The organism is Neochlamydia sp. TUME1 (assembly GCF_000813645.1).
Taxonomy (GTDB): Bacteria; Chlamydiota; Chlamydiia; order Chlamydiales; family Parachlamydiaceae; genus Neochlamydia.
Genome location: NZ_JRXI01000064.1, coordinates 1 through 18,403 on the forward strand (window position 1 = coordinate 1; position 18,403 = coordinate 18,403).

Consider the following 18,403-nt stretch of genomic DNA (forward strand, 5'->3'; position numbering starts at 1 on the left):
GTTTTTTAACATAATTAATGCAAACCCTTCTTAATTAAATTTAAAGAAATTCAAAAATTTGGTAAAAGTATGAGTGGAAAGTTTTTAAGGAAAAAAATAAAAAATTTGCTAGCGCTTTTCTAATTATTGAGCTCCAAGCTGCCAGCCTATTAAAGAGAATAAAAATTTAGAAAGTCATTTAAATGTAGCTTTTAGCCCTTAATACCTCTCAATTTTAAGGAATAAGTCGATGAATCTGTCTGTTAAAGATTACCATCCTCAGTTATCTGTTCCTAGTGTCCAAGAGAGTTTTCCTCAAGCGTTCTTTTTAGAAAAAAATTTAAGTTTTTTCTGGAAAATATTAGGAGCTAGCCTACTTAAATTTTCAAAGTTCTGCTATGAATTATCCTATTATTTGCTTACCGGTCATCTTAAGTGGTTGTGAATTTTTTAGAGCATTTAATTTGCTAATAGCTTTTAAAAAATTGTGGGGATTTTTTTGAAGGGTGGCTACCATTAAAATCTTTATCATGCAAAAACAGTTTGAGAACGAATGGGAAGGATAAATGCCAGAGCGTTACATAGCTTTTCGCCTGCTTTTGTAGGAGATGAGGATAAACTTTTGTTGCTGAAAGAAAAAATTTAGTATTAACCGGATAACTTTATTATCATTTATGATTCTGTTGAAATACTGCTTTTTCGATTTTTTGTGGAATATCTACCAGGTGGCTAACAGTAGGTTAGTGATGGGAAATCTTTATCCTTCTATTCAATTGAAAAAGATAAAAAAGCTATTAAATTTTAAAGATTTTTCCTCCTTTAATTTGGCTATTACACCTTTTGTAGAGGATTTAACATTTTATCATGGAAGAGTAAGCTAGCAAATATGATTTACAAGGTAGAGGAACTTTTCCAAAAACATGGCCATGATTTAGGCCTGGTGCTTGTAGCAGGCCATAAAGGACTCAAGCGTTCTATCAAAGTACCTGAGTCTCATCGTCCGGGACTTAGCTTATGTGGTTTTATGAAAAATCATGCTTATAAGCGTATTCTTGTATTTGGGCGAGTCGAAATGGAATATTTGAGAGACTTAGATCCCGAAATACGTGTCAATCGCTTAAAAGAGATTCTTACTACTGCTACTCCTGCTGTTATTGTGGCGAGAAGATTATTGCCCTTAAAAGAACTAGTCTCGTTATGTCAAAATAAAGGGATTTCTCTTTTTAGATCTAGCATGAGTACGATGAGCTTGCTGAGTAAGCTTACTCTCTTATTAAGTGAAGAGTTTTCTCCTAGTATGACCTGCCATGGCACATTGGTAGAAGTTTTTGGGGTAGGGGTGTTGATTAAAGGAGATTCATCGGTAGGGAAGAGTGAAGCGGCTTTAGGCCTTATTGAAAGGGGCCATCGCCTTATATCGGACGATGTAGTCAAAGTTAAAAAAAGAGAAGACTCTTATGTGGAAGGATTTGGAGCTGAATTGACTCGGCATCATATGGAAATTCGAGGAATAGGTATTATTAATGTTGCTCACTTATATGGGGCCGTATGTGTAAGAGATAACAAAAGTATAGATATTGTGGTTAAGCTGGAAGCTTGGGATGATCAACATTTTTATGATCGAGTAGGTTTGGTGGAAAATTACTGTGATCTGTTAGGATTAAATATTCCCTATCATGTGCTGCCTGTGAAACCAGGTCGCGATGTAGTATTATTATTAGAGACCATCGCTCTTAATCATCGCCTAAAAGCAATGGGATATAATTCTGCAAAAGAGTTTAATAATAAGTTGTTAGATATGATTTCTTCTAAAAATCAAACAAGGAAAAGGATCCGTGAAGCTGTCGAGTCAAGTGCAAGTTAAAAATAAAATGGGCCTTCATACCCGCCCTGCAACAGTTATTGTGAAACTGTTGCAAAACAGTAAAAGTGATGTAACCTTTAAACATAAAAAAGAGGAAATCAACGCTAAAAGCATTCTTAGTATTCTCATGTTGGCTGCAAGGAGAAATTCTAAAATCACGATTGAAGTGGTGGGTGAAGATGCTAAAGAAACTTTAGAAAGGCTTGTCCAAGCATTTGAAAATCAATTTGAGGAGTAAAATTGCCACACTCTAATCTAGAAGAAATTCGGTTAACCGGCAATGTCATTTCCAGTGGAATCGCGATTGGAAAGCCTTTTTTTCTAAAAACTTTGCAAAAAAGTTTTCCCGATGAAAATATTCCAGCTTATAAAGTTGAGGCTGAAATCGAACGCTTCCAAGCGGCTGTCCAATCAGTCATTAATGATTTACAGGCAATTAAAAATCAGCTTGAACTCGATGGTATGGATGAGGGGGCTGCCATTTTAGAAGCGCAGTTACAGCTATTGTCTGACCCTTTATTAATTACAGAAGTTAGCAAACAAATCCATTCTAAACGCAAAATTCCTGAATATATTTTGCATCAATTGATTCAAGAGTATCAGAAAAGATTTGATACCTTAGAGGATATGTTTTTTCGAGAGAGATTTAAAGACGTACAGGATATCTCCCGCCGTATAATGACCTATCTTCATAAGGAAACAAAAAATGCTTTTGATGACCTTTTACCAGACTCGATACTTTTTGTAAAAGATTTAAGTCCCGCGGAGACTGCAGAAGCAAGCCAGAAGTGTGTAAGGGCTATTGTATCCGAAAGAGGAAGTGCTACCGCACACGCTGCTATCCTTGCACGGGCTAAAGAAATTCCTTATATGACCAACATAGCATTTGACGAAGTGTCGAGCTGCTCGGATTATTTAGTGATTGTCGACGGAAGGAATGGGGAGCTAATTTTTAATCCTTCTTCCGAGACCTTAGCCCAATATGAAAGGTTAAGTGAGGAGTTAAATGCTAGACGTCTTCGCTTAAGGCAGACAGACTCTCATGATATAGAAACTTATGACGGCTATAAAATGAGACTTCTAGCTAACATAGAAACTAGCAGCGAAGTCAAGAAAATCCATGAATATGGTGGCGAGGGGGTGGGATTATACCGCTCTGAAAATATTTTAGTGGGTCGGGAACGCTTACCTACAGAGGATGAGCAATTCGAAATTTATCGAGAACTTGTGGAAAATATGCAGGGTCTGCCTGTTACTATTCGAACTTTTGATGTGGGACGTGATAAAGCAGGCATAGAAGCTTCCCCAGGTCAAACAGGAAATGCTTTCCTTGGATTTAGAGCTGTAGGAAGTTTAGAACGAGAGAAAGATATTTTTATGACCCAGCTGCGTGCTATCCTACGTGCCAGTGCATTTGGTGAAGTTAATATTCTTTTTCCTATGGTCTCTTCTTTACCCGAGTTAATTGAAGCTAAACGCATGACCCAAGAGGCTGCTAGGCAAGTAAAAGTTAATTCTTTAGTGAACTTAGGATGCATGATTGAAGTGCCCTCAGCAGCTATTATTTCTGATCTTCTTGCTCGTGAGTCAGATTTTCTTTCTATAGGAACTAACGATCTTATCCAGTATACTTTAGCCGTCGATCGATGTGACAATACCATGAGTCATTTATATCAGCCTATGCATCCGTGTGTCTTAAGGTTAATACGGCATGTAGTCATTGAAGCTAATAGGCATAATGTGCCTGTCAGCATTTGCGGTGAGATGGCTGCTAATCCTAAATATATTCCTTTGTTGATGGGATTAGGAATTCAGGAAGTGTCTGTAGCTGCTCGCTATATACCTTTAATCAAGCAGGCAATTCGCTGTTCAAGCATTATCTCATGCTGCAAGTTAGCTGAAAAAGCACTATCTTTAGCAAGTACTTCTGAAATACAAGCCCTGTTGGATGAAACTTTTTATGCACATTTCGCTCGTGCTTCTTTAGAGGAGTTGATATGAGAAGCATGGGAATTTATCTGCTTTCAAGAAAAACGGCAAAAAAATATTACTCGTTAGTTTATATGCATATGCCTTAACGCTATGTCTCTATTTTCAAAGGAAAACATCTCTTTAGCATTCCCCTTTTTTCTAAAGTTGTAGCCCTTACATCTATATGATTGCTTAAGAAGTTGCTAAGAAGCACAGGATAAAAAAAATAACAGACTATAAAGATGGCAAAAGCTATCTAGAAAAGTAGAAATCTATCTATCCTATAGCTTGCCTATCTAGATTTTTTTATTTTATTTTTCTTGCCCTTTTCCTTTCCCACCTGCCATGCAAGTAAGAAAGAGACTTATAAAATTCCTAAAATGAATTTTTTGATTTTTATAAGCATCGATGGTTTTAGAAGCCAAATCCACCTAAATTAGGCATACCAGGTAGGCTAGGTAATTTGGGGTTCTGCTCTTTAAGCTTAGTAAAAGCATCTTTATAAGCTGCTTTAATAAGATCTTCAAGCCCTTCAATATCTTCAGGATCTACACATTCAGGCTTAATTTTAATCTGCTTTAGTTCGTGCTCGCCCGATAAAGTAATCGATACAAGACCGTTACCGGCACTTCCTACCACTTCAGTGGCTTGTAATTGAGTCTGCAATTTGGAGAATTGATCCTGTAGCATTTTAGCTTGTTTCTTTTGCTTTGAAAATCCTGAGCCCATATATTTCCTTAACTTAATTTTTTTTGAATGGTTCCTTCTAACTCTATGGCTGCAAATTGCATAATCGTATCATAGCGACTTATCTTGCTAGGATCTAGTTTCTCTTTTATTACTTTACTATTGGCAAGCAAGCCTTTTTTTTCTGCTATTTCTACGATTCCTAAGTCAGCAGGGGAAGGAGTAGGATCCACACTAGTAGAGGCAAGCTTATCGATAGTTTTAGATAATGAAGGAATTTCTTTTGCAGCTCTATCTACTAAGGGTTCTAGCTTAGGAGCAGGAGAAGGTGGTTCTGGCTTGATAGGCGAACTGGGTGGCGCAGAAGGGATAGCAGATGCAGCGCAAGGAGTAGTGGGATCAACACTTGTAGAGGCAAGCTTATCAATATTTTTAGCTAATGAAGGAATTTCTTTTGCAGCTTTCTCTACTAAGGGTTCTAGCTTAGGAGCAGGAGGTGGCGCTTCTGGCTTGATAGGCGAACTGAGTGGCGCAGAAGGGATAGTTGGCGCTGGTGTAGCACTAGGTGGTGCGGCTGTAGCTTTAGAAGGGTCTTCTAATGAAGATGCTTCTTTGTCTATCCTTTGCTCTAGATCCACTAAGCGACGCACAAGAATGTCTACAGGAATTCGGGATTGAGCACGAATAATCCGCAATAGCAAAGCTTCTAGAGTTGTTTTAGGCGAAGGAGCGAATCGGATTTGGTGATGGGCTTCTACTAAAAAGTCTAAAATCATTAAGCAAGCTTCTTGGGAATACACTTTAGCAGAAACTGCATATTTATCGCGTTCCTCCTCCGATAAATGCAAGAAAGGGGCTTGCTTGCCCGAGAGCTTGACAACCAAGATATTGCGAAAGTGCTCTGTTAATTTCTCTACAAAATAAACTATATCTTTACCTTGGGTAAATACCTCTTCGCTGATCTCAAAAGCTACGGCTAAATTGCTTTCTTGGCTGGCTTTATCTAACTTGAAAAAGTAATCGCTTTCCACAATACCTAACATGCAAGCTACCGTGGAAGCAGTAATCAAGCCATTGTGAAAAGATAAAACTTGGTCAAAAAGAGATTCGGCATCGCGCAGCCCTCCCTCTGCATGGTTAGCTATTAGACGAAGGGCTTCATCTTCGACCTGAATATTTTGCTCTTCTGCAATCTTACGCAGCTTTGCTTGGATGAGCAGGGGGGAGATGCGTTTAAGATTAAAACGTTGACAGCGACTTAAAATAGTAGGCAGAACTTTATGCGCCTCTGTGGTAGCAAATAAAAACTTAACTTTAGGAGGCGGCTCTTCCAGGGTTTTCAACAAAGCATTAAAAGCCTCTTTGGTGAGCATATGAACTTCGTCGATAATGTAAATTTTATATCCGCCCGCTGAGGCAGCATATCCTACAGTTTCATTAATTTGACGAATATCGTCAATCCCCCGGTTAGAAGCTCCATCAATTTCTAGAACGTCTAGCGAATGGCCAGAAGTGATTTCTTGGCAAGATTTACATTGATTGCAGGGCTCAAACTGCTCAGTAAGATGGTGGCAATTTAATGCTTTGGCAAGAATGCGAGCTAATGTAGTCTTGCCTGTTCCTCTAGAGCCACAAAATAGGTAAGCTTGCGCAAGGCGATTATTCTTAATGGCATTTTTAAGCGTCGTTACAATAGCATCTTGGTTTAGAACTTCAGCAAAAGTTTGAGGTCGGTATTTTCTAGCCAGGACTTGATAGGAGGTCATAAGAGATGTTTGAATGTTTTTTTATCTATCTTACTTGCCTTGAGTAATTTTAAGGAAGGAGGAATTTGTGCTAAACAAAAAAAGTTCTTACTAACCTTCTCAGGATGGGCCCTTAACTTAATTAAGCTCTTCTAAGGTGTAGTTCTTGTATGAAGAAAAATGGCCAATTTTAAGCCATCCTTTTAAGAAAAAGAAAAGATAAAACTTTAAGAAGATCAAACCTACTGGGTAAAGAAGCTATCGCTCTATCCTCCAAAAAGAAAATTTAGCATTTGGAGGCTAACTCTTGTTTTAAAGATAGGTTTTATTTAAGTACAGAATTGCATTAACGACTACCTAAGGAGTCTATCGTAAACTTAATAGTCAGTGGGTGAGTAAGCTGTCGGATACAAATTAGCAAGGAGTAAGCCAATGAAAGAAGCAGCTCTAAAGGATAAATAAATAAATGGATAGATCAAATTTGTCTTTAAATTAAAAGGCTAACTTTTCATTTAAAGACAAAGTGATTATTTTCTTTATTTTTTTCCAAAGAGGTCCAAGCATGATAAATCATCTCTTCAAGGCTAGGATATTTAATCTGCCAGTTTAATTCTTGTTTAGCTTTATAAGCATTGGCTAAAAGACAAGGAGGATCCCCAGGACGTCGGGGCCCTTCAATGACTTGAATTTTTTGTTTGGTAACCTTTTCGGCAGCTTGAAGAACTTCTTGTACACTAAATCCCTTTCCATTTCCTAAATTATAAATTTCCGTGGGTCCCCCAGCTAATAATTTCTCCATGGCCCTTATATGAGCAGTAGCTAAGTCGTAAATATGAATGTAGTCTCTTAAGCAAGTTCCATCGGGGGTAGGGTAGTCTTTTCCAAAAATAGTAACAGGTCGATTATCTAGAATCGCTTGAAGAACAATAGGAATAAGATTGGAGGACGCAGAAAAATCATTTTTGATTTTTCCTTCAGGATCCCCACCAGCCGCATTAAAGTAGCGCAGTTTAGCAGATTTAATTCCATAAGCTCTATCCATATCATCTAAAATTTTCTCAATGATAAGCTTGGTTTCGCCGTAGGGATTAATAGGATGAGTGGGATGATCTTCAGAAATGAAGTTAGTCTTGGGTAAACCATAAACAGCCGCAGAGGAAGAAAATATAAAGACCTTTACACTAAATTCTTTAATACATTCAAGTAAATTTACTGTATGAGAAACGTTGTTAATATAATATTTCTCGGGGTTATGTACAGATTCACCTACATTAATAAAGGCAGCAAAGTGCATCACGGCATCAAATTGATGATTAGCAAAAAGTTTTTTTAAGAGAAGGGAATCACTCATATCGCCTTCAATAAAAGTTCCCCATTTTACGCGGTTGCGTTTGCCTTGGCTTAAGTTATCCAAAATGACAGTATCGTAGCCGGCTTCGTGTAGTAACTTGTTCACAGTAGAGCCAATGAAGCCAGCTCCACCGGTAACTAACACTTTTTTTTTATTACTCTTATGCATGGGTAAATCGGGCAGCTAAAGGAATTGAGTAACTGATTCTGAAGAAAGCAGCCAATATGCTGCAAGAAATAAATAATAAAACTGATATTCTTGACCCGTGAGCAAATAAAAACTAGCTAGGATAGGGCTCTGCAAGAGAGATGCTAACACGAAAGAAAAAAAAGTTAGCAGCTCTAATTAATGCGCCTAGGCTCTAAAAAATTGTCTTATTTATCTTTGCAGCAGGGCATGGCTCATGATTTGAGGGTGCAGCAACAAATAAAAATGGGGATTAATTTTAATTAATATGTTATGATGGCAATTTGATGTAACTCTTGGTTCACTAAGCATACTATAGGATGGGAACAAGAATTTATAGAAGATTAGGATAAAATAATATGAATGATAAAGCGAGCGAGATTGCCAACTATAATGAGTTAAAGTTTTCCCGCGAGCAAGGTTTTTTTGACAAAAGTTTTGGAATACGTTTACTCATTGGTACTATTTTTTTTATTTGCTTTTTTGCTTTTCTCCACTTTCGAGAAGTTCGTGTAGAAGTGCTTGAGTTAAATAGTATTGCTCCTAACTATACTGTTACACAGGTGGATTTTGACTTTTATGATGAAGAAGCCACCATCATTTTAAAACAAGAAGTGGTTAAAGATGTAGGCAAGATTTATGCTTTATCTGAAAAATGCGTACGGCAAAGACGAATAGAATTTGAAAATTTTCTTATCTATAATCAGGATTGGCGCAAATATTCAGAAAAAAGCACTTTTGAAGAAATGTATAAAGGGGTAGATGCCCTGGAAAAAGCTCTTCTTAAACTGCGTTTTACTGATCCCCGTACGATGCAGAAGATGCAAGACATCGGGTTATCAACGGAAAATTATTTAGCTTACACCCCAGAAGAAATGGAGGATGTTATCATTCCTTCAGCAGTCTGGGATTATGTCAAAGAATTTACTTTTCCTCCCACTTTTATATCAAGTGTAACGGCTAATTTTATTATTGACTATTTTCAAGCGATGACCTGGAAAGTTCAAGAGGATTTTCCCGCTTATCGCTACATTAGTAGAAAAATTCAAGCTTTAGTGCCTGATAAGTATACGCATGTAAGTGCAGGAAGCCGGATAATAAATCAGGGTGATAAAGTAACTGCTCGGCATATTGCCATGTTGCAAGCCATGAAAAAAGCTTTAGGGGAAAGCCGCAACTTATGGCATCCTTTGACTTTGCTGGGTAGCTTTGTGATGACCTTACTTTTGACAGGCATTTGCGTAGCTTATTTTCATGTTAATAGCCCCTCTATACTGACCTCCAACCGTAAGCTATTTCTGATTGTTACTATTGTGCTCCTTACGCTAGGATTAACTAAGATTACCGAGTTTTTTTTACTTAACTCTAAAATCAATCTGATTGAAGTGGTTCGTTATCCTCTATTCGTTCCCTTTGCAGCTATTTTACTTTGTAGTTTGATGAATTCAGCTGTTGCCACTTTTGTAAGCGCTCTTTTAACCTTTATTTTCACTATGACCCTGGCGTTTGATCGGCAAGGATTTATGATTCTAAACTTAGCCACTGCCCTAGTGGCTATCTTAAGCACTCATTCGCTGCGCAAACGTAAAGAGATATTTGTAGTCTGCGGCAAAGCTTGGGTTAGTGCAGTAGGACTAATATTAGCGATGTCTTTCTATAATAATTCCCTATGGAATTTTTCTCTTTTTCCTGATATTATGTGCGTAGCTTTTTTTCTACTTTTAAGTGCTATCCTAGTCGTAGGACTTTTACCTCTTTTTGAATCAGTTTTTCGCATCATGACCGATGTTACTTTAATGGAGTACATGGATCCTAATAATGATCTGCTACGCCGTTTGACTATAGAAGCCCCCGGCACCTATCAACATTCGGTAGTCGTGGGTAATTTAGCAGAGTCAGCTGCTTCTGCCATAGGAGCTAATGGACTTTTTTGTAGGGTGGCCACGCTGTATCATGATGTGGGCAAGTTGGCAACTCCTCAGTATTTTACTGAAAACCAACAAGGGGGGATGAATATTCACCAATTGCTAACGCCTTTAGAATCAGCTCAGGTGATTTTAGCTCACGTCAGTGAAGGTGTAGCCATGGGGCGCAAAGCAGGTCTGCCTGAACAATTCATCGATATTATTAAAGAACATCATGGAACTACACGGGTCTATTATTTTTATCGTAAGCAATTAGAAAAAATGGAAGGAGATATCAATCTGGTGGATGAAAAAGATTTCCGCTATTCAGGACCCAGGCCGCGTAGCAAAGAATCTGTCATCATTATGATTGCGGATACCTTAGAGGCCGCTTCAAGATCTTTAGATAAAGTGACTGAGCATACTTTATCCGAGTTGTCTAACCGCTTGATTCGTGAAAAAGCCGATGATGGACAGTTTGATGATTGTTTACTGACGTTTGAAGAATTAGCGATGGTGAAAGAAACATTGATTAAAACGCTGGTGGCTTCAGGTCACTCCCGTGTCAAATATCCTACCAAAGAGCTTAAAAAAGAAACAGCTCATGGTGAAACGATCCCTTCCTGTGAGGCGTAAAGTGCCAACCCCTTCTTTGGCGTTAGTGACCGGTGCCACCTCGGGAATTGGCTATGCTCTTTGTGAGGTTTTAGCTGCTGAGAGCATTCGTTTAATTATAAGTGGTCGTCATCTTGTTCAGCTAGAAAAAGCTGCCCAAGTCTTAAGACAAAAAGTAAGTGTAGAAATTGTCGCCGCCGACCTTTCTACCTCGGAAGGAAGACAAGCTGTCGTAAAGATTATTCGTCAGCAAGCCCCGGATCTGATTATCAATAATGCGGGTTTTGCTTTATATAATGAAGCTATTAATTATTCTACAGAACAACAGATGCAAATATTAGAGGTTAACAGTGTAGCTTTACTTGAATTAAGCCTTGAGGCTGCTAAAGCTATGGAAAAAGCCAATAAGACAGGAATAATTATGAATGTTTCTTCGGTGGCTGCATTCTTTACATTTCCTTATCTCTCCGTATATGCTGCTTCTAAAAGCTTCGTGAATAAGCTGTCCTATTCTTTAGATTATGAGCTGCGTCCAAAAGGTATAAGAGTGCTAGTAGCTTGCCCAGGTATGGTTGACACAAATTTTAGAATCCGCGCAGGAGGAAATCCTGCAATTAATAAAAAGGGCATTATGACTTCTCAATTTGCTGCTGAACAGATATGGAAGCAAATTAAAAGCTTAAAAACTGTAAATGTTTTTAACTGGAAATACCGCTTAGCTGTTTTATTTCGTCATTTTATCCCTAATTTTATATCAATAAAAATCCTTGCGAATAATATTAAAAAACGGTGCCAATGACATTATTTGAAAATATGAACTTAGATCCTTTGATTCTTAAATCTCTTGAAAGGATGCAATACAAACAACCTTCTGCTATTCAAATCCAAACTATTCCTTTGATACTACAAGGAAAAGACCTTATCGCCTTGTCTAAAACAGGCTCAGGTAAAACAGCCGCTTGTGCAATTCCGATTTGTAATAAAGTCAATCCTGACTCTCCTCACGTACAAGCTCTTATCATTGTTCCTACGCGTGAACTTGCCATGCAATATGCAACTGAAACTCAAAAAATTGGCTATGAAAAAAAAGTGAAAGCTTTTGCTATTTTTGGAGGGGAAGATGCGACCATGCAGCAAACTAAACTAAAATCTGGCGTGCAAGTGTTAGTAGCTACACCAGGGCGTTTGATTGACTTTATCTATAGCCGGCAAATCGACTTGACACAAGTAGATATCCTAGTTCTAGATGAAGCTGATGAAATGCTTGGCATGGGTTTTTATGATGACCTGGCCTTTATTATTAATTGCCTGGTCCATGAGCATCAGACGCTATTATTTTCTGCGACGATGCAAGAAGAGATTCGTAGCATGGCAAAAAAACATATGAAAGCGCCCCAAGAAATCTCTTTGTTGTCTGATGAAGTCTCTCCAGAGTCCATAGAGCATCGCTTTTTATATTGCCGTTACGATCAGCGGGATCAAGCTTTACTTAGCCTACTAGAAGAATTAAAACCTAAGCAAACCATTATCTTTTGCCATTCAAGAATCCAATGCGAGAAAGTTTGTCGGACGTTGCAACGTAAAATGGCGGACGTCGATTTGTTGCATGCGGGATTGGGGCAAGATGTGCGTTCTATAATTACAAACAAGTTTCGCCATGGCAAAATTCGTTATCTAGTAGCCACCGATATTGCGGCAAGAGGTTTAGATTTTTCTAATATTACCCATGTTTTTATTTATCAACTTTCTGATAGCCCGGATGTCTATGTTCATCGCTCTGGCCGTACGGGGCGCCAAGAGCGTGCAGGAGTTGTCGTTACTTTAGTGACAGAAAAAGAGTTAAAGTCTTTAGGCCGTGTCCTCCATCATATTCGACGTAAGCCTATCTGGATAGGGAATCCCCCTCCAGAGCGTAATCATCCTAGAAAACGGGCGGTTGCTCATAAAAATAATAAATCATAGGCTTTTTAAGCAGCTTACTAATCGAGCCTAGATTTTAAAAAAGTAGGCTTTTATAGAGGGACAACGGCTAGCCAGATGATTCTCTTTTCAGGCTAGGGAGGTAATTTTTTTAAAGCATATGACAAGCTTTTGACCTGCTCCTTATGTCACCCCCTATTTTATGAAACTTTCTCTTTAAGTAAAAAGACAGCTTTTAGAGGGCTTGGTAGGTAGATTTAAGTTTTTTAGCCTATAACTCTATGGCTCTCATAAGAAAAACTAAGCGTGCTCTCAGAAAAATTATCGATGAAGTTTTACAGAATTTTTTAAAACCGCTAAGGTAATTTTGCGGTAGCGGTGGGTATTCGCACTGTCGAAAAATATTTTCCAAAAGAGATCGTTTCTTTTAGACAGGATGAAGTTTAGGGCTTTATCAATGATCTCTAAAAAAAATGTGTGGGCAGTTTGAGCTTTGAGAAATTCAGGATGAAATTGCAATAATATTAGGGGAGCTGCTCCCGAGTATTTAGCTTCTGAAGCCTTTACTAAGCCCTCATATTCTATTAAAGGCTCAATAAATTCAGTGGCTGCTAACTCCGTAGAAACCCCCTGATGGTGGGAGCTTAAGCTAATCATAGGCTTTTTTAAAGCTTTATAAGAAAGCCCGTGATAAGATTTTTTTGCACCAGGTAATATTTGTAAGACATTGTTATGTCCCTCCACATGTTGCTCAAGCTGAGCTCCAAAATAAACATTGGCTAGCTGGAAGCCTCGGCAATTAGCCATTAAAGGAAGCCCTTGATGATGGACATAATGCATCATAGATAATTCTAGGAAAGAACGACGATAATCTCTATCCCATTCTGTAGGCTCTTCCTGTTTTCTTCCATAAAGGGCAGGGGGGATATCTTCCCCACCAGGCAAAAAGAAAGAATCTACTTCAGAGGCTAATGTATGAGCTTTTTTTAAAATTGAGGCACAGCTTGGGTAGAGATGAAGATTTTCAGCTACAGCATGTATGATGCGTTGAGGAATAGGAATTTTACTTTTGCGATAGGAACCTACCTGATTGATTAAAATGTCAACTTCTTGATTTGTAGCTTCTTTAGTAAGTTTTTGGGGTTGAAGAGTAATGCGCAGAGGCAGTAAGCCAGCAATCTTATCTAATTTGATGAATACTTTGGGAACACTTAACCCTCGATTCTCAGGATGGACTAGAATAGCTGTAATGGGTTTAGAAATTATAGCACTTTGACGAGACAAATCATTCGCAGGAAAATCAAACTTATCTAAGTTGCCAAAAAATACGGTATTCTTTAATTCGCTTTTTTGGATGGTAGTATCAACGATTACCGCTTCAAGAAAATGTGTGGCTGGCATAATAACTTTATGAAAAGAACATTGGCGTAGAGTGGCGTCCTCAAAACTACAAGTAATAAGCGAGCTACTTTTAAACGAAGTGCTATCCAGCTCGGCTGCTGTAAACATCACTTCTCGCATTTCACAGTGATTAAAGAAGCAATTTGTAAGAGAGGTATTCATAAAAGATATATTAGATAAATTACATCCCTGAAAAACCACATTTTCTAATCTTGATTTTCCGAAATGATTCCATCGAAGGGTACAATGGGTAAAGACAATTCCTTCTAAATCAGCATTTTTAAAAAATTGAAAGTTAGCAGAAAATTCAATATTTTTAAACTCGGCCGCATATCCATGCTCGGTTAGTAATTTTGCAAAGTTGATTTTATAGCTATCTTCCTGAGAGCTGGGGATCGCCTGAAGAAGCTTTAGAAAAGCCAGCTCAGTAATGTAGGGTTTTTGTTTTACGGAAGCTTTATTTTTAAACAAAATCTTTTGAGCCACTAAGTGAGTAGCCATAGCAGTCATAATATTGAAAAAAGCTAGTAGATGCTTTACCATGGCTTTGCATTTGGCAAGCATTTGAGAAAGAATAGAATAATTGCGTCTGCTTGTTAAATTAGGCGTTAAATGCTGAATGCTTTTTACTTGGCCTTTTAGAAAGAGAAAACTTTCTTTACTAACTTGCGCCTTAGCACCCTGACGAATGATTTTAAGAAGATCTTCTCGCTTAGAATAAGAGAGTTGATTCAAAAGTAGTTTTTTTCGAGCAGGATCGATTTCTAAAAAGCTTTGCCTTAAGCAACTAAAAGGATCTTCCACATTTATAGGCATCATAAAAAATTTTTCCTTAAGCTATCTTTAAAATAAGGAGCTTAATTCTGTTGAAAAGTTTGTTATTTCCTACTAGCTTTGCTATTCATCTTCCCAAAGATTGCATCGCTTAGAAGAAAAAGAGGGGCTAATCATTACTTATTCTTCCTAGATAACTCTTATAAAGCTGACATTGAAAGGCTTCTAGAAGAAATTGAGCATGCTTCTTTCCTTCCGCTGCAGCCATTTCCACATTTATAAAATTTTTTCTTCTCACTCCACAGTAAACTTTAATCTTGGGCTCTGTTCCGGAAGGGCGAATGGCTAATTTAGACTCATCAGCTAAATAAAATACCAAAAATTCCGATTTATTAAGAAAAATTTCTTCACTTTTTCCTGTTTTCAAATCCACTCGTTGGGATGTTAAGTAATCTTCAATCTTAATCACTTCAATCCCTCCAATGGTTTGGGGAGGATTTTCTTGCAATGCACTCATTCCTTTTAGTATTTGCTCTTTACCTGCGTTAGTACCCTCAAATTTTAAAGTAAAAATTTCTTCTACATAAGTGCCATACTTTTGCCAAAGCTCATGGAGCCTATCTATTAATGTTTTGCCTTGAAGTTTGGCTTGTAAAGTCATTTCACAAATTAATAGAGAGGTGAGGACTGCATCTTTATCGCGTGCCAAAGTTGCATAGAGATAGCCACAAGAGTCTTCAACACCGAACAGATACTGATAACAGGCCAATGAGCTTTCCCACTCACGGATTTTTTCCGCTATATATTTAAAGCTTGGGAGCACATTAAAGCATGTTTTGCCATAGCTCTCACATATTTTTTGAAAAAGTTCTGAGGTAACAATAGTTTTCACAAAAGCAGCATTCTTAGGAAGACGTTTTTGCTTAGAAAGTGCTTCTAAAATATGATCCAGCAATAAACAAGCCAGCTGATTACCATCAAGAGGATACATTTGGCCTTGATGGTTAATCACGATGCCGACACGATCGGCATCCGGATCTGTAGCAATTAAAATTTCTCCCTTAACATGCTTAAGAGTGTCTTTACCGAGCTTTAAGGCTTCTTCTTCTTCGGGATTAGGTGATTTTACTGTGGGAAAATCCCCATCAACAGTCACTTGTTTAGTCACTAATTGTATAGTGGAAAATCCCCAGCTTTTCATAGCCGTAGGCACAATTGTAATCCCAGTTCCATGCAAGCTAGTGTAAACAATTTTTAAAGTACTACCTTCCTTTTTATTTTCTTCCGGATAGAGCTGCAAAGGCATGATAGCTTTTAAATACGCTTGATCAATCTCATCTTTTATCCATTTTATAAGGGAATGATTGAGTTCTTTTTCATACTTAATCATCTTAAGATCGGTAATTTTATTGATTTCTTTAACAATCAGTTGATCATGAGGAGGTGACACCTGCGCTCCATCCTTTCCATATACTTTGCAACCGTTATACTGGGCAGGATTATGCGAAGCTGTTAGCATAATAGCAGCGTCACATTTTTTATAACGACATCCAAAGGAGACTAAAGGAGTGGGGCGAATATCTTGATAGATGTACACTTGAATGTTATTGCCTGCTAAAACTTTAGCGCATTCTTCTGCAAACTCGCGCGAATAATGGCGGCAATCGTATCCAATCAATACAGAAAGGTGAGAAGCAGGGGTAGGTTGGCTATTTAAGTAATTAGCCAAGCCCTGCGTACAGGCCCTAATGGTATACTGATTAATGCGATTGGTTCCTATCCCTATGATCCCACGTAGGCCTCCTGTGCCAAAAGAGAGGTTAGTAGAAAATGCATCGGCTATTTCCTCAGGATGTTCTTTGAGTAACTTCTGTATGGCTAGCTTTGTGTGTTCATCATAAGCCTCTTTAAGCCAGGCATTGATGTTACGATTAGTCACAGCATCAAAGTGGGTAACTTGCAAAGTCTTGTTCATAAATAAAAAAATAGAGGAATATTAGTTTAATTAAATTATTTTAATATAAAAGAATATAAATAGAAAGTGAAAAATATTAATTGCTTTGAAAGAAAAAAAAGCAATTAAAAATCTAAGCTAAAAACCTATAGGTTTATCAAATTTTTTATGGTACGCCTATTGCCTTAAAGATAAAAGATTGCTTGCATGATCAAATCATAAGCTAAAATTTAAGGTGTTCATGCAAGAAAAAAAGCCACTCCTTTAAAGATTCTCTCATAGGTGGGCTATTTCAAACACTTCGTAAAGCAAGGAGGAGGATTTCATGGCGGCAAATGCTCCTTGATAGAGAAGACATCCTTGCTTTAAGACGGCTACTTGATCACAAAAACGTTCGGTAGCATATAAATCATGGTTAGCTACAATGATTAATTTACCTTCTTGAGATAATTGACGCAGTAAATTCCATATTTCTAGTTGATGTTTGATATCTAAATTAGAGGTAGGTTCATCTAGTACTAATATAGGCGATTGCGTGACTAACGAGCGAGCAATATAAATTCTTTGCCTTTCTCCTTGCGAAACTTCAGTAATACGTTCATCTCTTAAATGCCAACCATTGACTAATTCTAAAGCCCACTGAACTTTAGCTTTTTTTTCTTTTTCCTAAGATCGTGGCGAGGATAAGTGCCCATCTCCACCATTTCAGCCACACTAAAAGCAAAATGGGGCTGAGGATTTTGAAGAACGAGGGATAAAGTCCGGCTAATGGTTGTCCTATCCTGAGAAAGTAGCTCTTGGTGATTCCAGTATACTTTTCCGGTCGTAGCTTTCCATATGCCTGTCAAAGTTTTAAGCAAAGTACTTTTTCCTGCACCATTAGGACCAATAATACCATAGATAAAGCCGGGTATAAAATTTAAAGAAATATTCTCGATTAGGGTTTTATGGCCTACTTTATAAGTTAAATTCTTTAATTCAAGCATTAATTTCCTGTAAGTTAGCAGCCAGAATGAAAGCTAGCAGAAGCATACACGCATAGTCTCCTTTTCCCAACAAAGCGTGCCTATAACGGCTTCCCATCAAAATACAAAGAAAAAATATTCCTCCCATTATACCTGAGATATTGCCTATAGAAAAAGCTTGCAAGGAAAAAAAGCGTAATCCTACATCCATAGCAGTCAAAATGGCCGCACCTCCAAGAATAGCCAGAGGGATCAGTTGCTGGTTATTAGGACCTGCAAAGCGGCGAATAAGATGGGGGAGTAGAAGACCAAAAAATGCTATATTTCCCACCGCGGCCACAGCACCGCTAATTAATAAAGAGATGCTTAAAAATAGCCGCCAACGAATTTTATCCACTTCTACCCCTAGATTTTTAGCTTCTTCCTCTCCAAAGGCCATCATATTGATTTCTTTGCTATAGAGCCAGCAGCTTGAGAGACCAAAAAGAGTAAGCGGAAGTTGCAGGTGCACATGCATCCAGCTACGATCCGAGGTGGAACCCGCTTCCCATTCGGTTAAAGTTTGTATAATATGCCAGCGATCTCGAAAAGCATAGATAATAGAGCTTTGAATAGTAACTATAAGCGTAGACACAGCAATACCTGTTAAGACCATATGGGTTAATTCCACATACCCTTTTCTGCGAGAAAGAGAATAAACTACAAGCAGGGTACCTAAACAGCCAATAAATGCGGCAATAGGAATGGCGTAGGGATAATTGTAGTGTAATTCACAAATAAAAATTATCACGACAAGTAGGCTGCCCCCCGCTGGGATCCCTAAAACACCAGGAGAGGCGAGAGGGTTTTGGAAAAGGGCTTGAGTGACTGTTCCTGCTACGGCTAAAGAAGCTCCTGTACATAACAATACAATAAGCCTTGGAAGCCTTTCGTCTAAAAGAGGATTCCAATAGAATGAAGAACCTGCTAATTGTGCTAACGCATCTTTCCACACTTGAATAAATTCTGTCTCGCCAATTGTTAAAGTAAGGATGACAGATAAAAGGAGGATAAAATAAAGGATAATGTATAACAGATGCTTATTCAT

The 18,403-nt window shown here is 38.0% G+C and carries 14 protein-coding genes and 1 pseudogene; 7 read left to right on the forward strand and 8 right to left on the reverse strand.

Going from position 1 to position 18,403, the window contains the following annotated elements; translation table 11 throughout:
- Positions 1-229: 229 nt before the first annotated feature.
- The 4 genes from DB41_RS02765 to ptsP all read left to right on the forward strand — a co-directional run bounded on the left by DB41_RS02765 (position 230) and on the right by ptsP (position 3,844).
- Positions 230-424 (forward strand): hypothetical protein, encoded by a 195-nt coding sequence (locus tag DB41_RS02765; protein WP_039384026.1) that lies wholly within the window; start codon positions 230-232, stop codon positions 422-424.
- A 441-nt stretch (positions 425-865) separates the two neighbouring features.
- Complete coding sequence (hprK, locus tag DB41_RS02770; RefSeq protein WP_042243418.1) at positions 866-1,843, forward strand: HPr(Ser) kinase/phosphatase; 978 nt, start codon at positions 866-868, stop codon at positions 1,841-1,843.
- Positions 1,815-2,081, forward strand: coding sequence for an HPr family phosphocarrier protein (locus DB41_RS02775; protein ID WP_039384027.1), 267 nt, complete (start codon positions 1,815-1,817; stop codon positions 2,079-2,081). The genes hprK and DB41_RS02775 overlap by 29 nt, the downstream gene beginning before the upstream one ends.
- A gap of 2 nt (positions 2,082-2,083) precedes the next feature.
- Positions 2,084-3,844: a phosphoenolpyruvate--protein phosphotransferase gene (gene ptsP, locus DB41_RS02780; RefSeq protein WP_052243821.1), complete on the forward strand. Its 1,761-nt coding sequence runs from the start codon at positions 2,084-2,086 to the stop codon at positions 3,842-3,844.
- Between the two features lie 384 nt (positions 3,845-4,228).
- Here the strand turns inward: ptsP and DB41_RS02785 are convergent, their stop codons facing one another.
- The 3 genes from DB41_RS02785 to galE form a co-directional block, all read right to left on the reverse strand.
- Positions 4,229-4,543 carry a YbaB/EbfC family nucleoid-associated protein gene (locus DB41_RS02785; protein ID WP_039384029.1) on the reverse strand — a complete coding sequence of 105 codons (315 nt, stop codon included), beginning with the start codon at positions 4,541-4,543 and terminating at the stop codon, positions 4,229-4,231.
- Positions 4,544-4,551: 8 nt separating this feature from the next.
- Positions 4,552-6,267, reverse strand: coding sequence for a DNA polymerase III subunit gamma/tau (dnaX, locus tag DB41_RS02790; RefSeq protein WP_039384032.1), 1,716 nt, complete (start codon positions 6,265-6,267; stop codon positions 4,552-4,554).
- Between the two features lie 487 nt (positions 6,268-6,754).
- Positions 6,755-7,765: a UDP-glucose 4-epimerase GalE gene (galE, locus tag DB41_RS02795; RefSeq protein WP_039384035.1), complete on the reverse strand. Its 1,011-nt coding sequence runs from the start codon at positions 7,763-7,765 to the stop codon at positions 6,755-6,757.
- Between the two features lie 377 nt (positions 7,766-8,142).
- Between galE and DB41_RS10540 the strand changes: the two genes are divergently transcribed.
- Genes DB41_RS10540 through DB41_RS02810 form a run of 3 tightly spaced genes read left to right on the forward strand, consistent with a single transcriptional unit; the run spans position 8,143 to position 12,264 of the window.
- Complete coding sequence (locus DB41_RS10540; protein WP_042243397.1) at positions 8,143-10,323, forward strand: HD family phosphohydrolase; 2,181 nt, start codon at positions 8,143-8,145, stop codon at positions 10,321-10,323.
- A complete protein-coding gene (locus DB41_RS02805) occupies positions 10,292-11,101 on the forward strand; it encodes an SDR family oxidoreductase (protein WP_080502367.1) in 810 nt (269 codons plus the stop codon). The genes DB41_RS10540 and DB41_RS02805 overlap by 32 nt, the downstream gene beginning before the upstream one ends.
- The gene (locus DB41_RS02810; RefSeq protein ID WP_039384037.1) at positions 11,098-12,264 is read left to right on the forward strand and encodes a DEAD/DEAH box helicase; all 1,167 of its coding nucleotides are present in this window, start codon (positions 11,098-11,100) and stop codon (positions 12,262-12,264) included. The genes DB41_RS02805 and DB41_RS02810 overlap by 4 nt, the downstream gene beginning before the upstream one ends.
- 279 nt (positions 12,265-12,543) lie before the next feature.
- On the opposite strand, the gene DB41_RS02815 is transcribed toward DB41_RS02810, so the two are convergent.
- From DB41_RS02815 to DB41_RS02830, 5 genes and pseudogenes are all read right to left on the reverse strand, one after another.
- Positions 12,544-14,442, reverse strand: a complete 1,899-nt coding sequence (locus tag DB41_RS02815) for a gamma-glutamyl-gamma-aminobutyrate hydrolase family protein (protein WP_039384039.1) — start codon at positions 14,440-14,442, stop codon at positions 12,544-12,546.
- Positions 14,443-14,566: 124 nt separating this feature from the next.
- Positions 14,567-16,372, reverse strand: a complete 1,806-nt coding sequence (locus DB41_RS02820) for a phospho-sugar mutase (protein WP_052243823.1) — start codon at positions 16,370-16,372, stop codon at positions 14,567-14,569.
- A 255-nt stretch (positions 16,373-16,627) separates the two neighbouring features.
- A pseudogene (locus tag DB41_RS12800) lies at positions 16,628-16,951 on the reverse strand (ATP-binding cassette domain-containing protein); the annotation flags it as partial.
- Between the two features lie 29 nt (positions 16,952-16,980).
- A complete protein-coding gene (locus DB41_RS10545) occupies positions 16,981-17,337 on the reverse strand; it encodes an ABC transporter ATP-binding protein (protein WP_052243824.1) in 357 nt (118 codons plus the stop codon).
- Positions 17,330-18,403, reverse strand: a complete 1,074-nt coding sequence (locus tag DB41_RS02830) for an iron ABC transporter permease (RefSeq protein ID WP_052243825.1) — start codon at positions 18,401-18,403, stop codon at positions 17,330-17,332. The genes DB41_RS10545 and DB41_RS02830 overlap by 8 nt, the downstream gene beginning before the upstream one ends.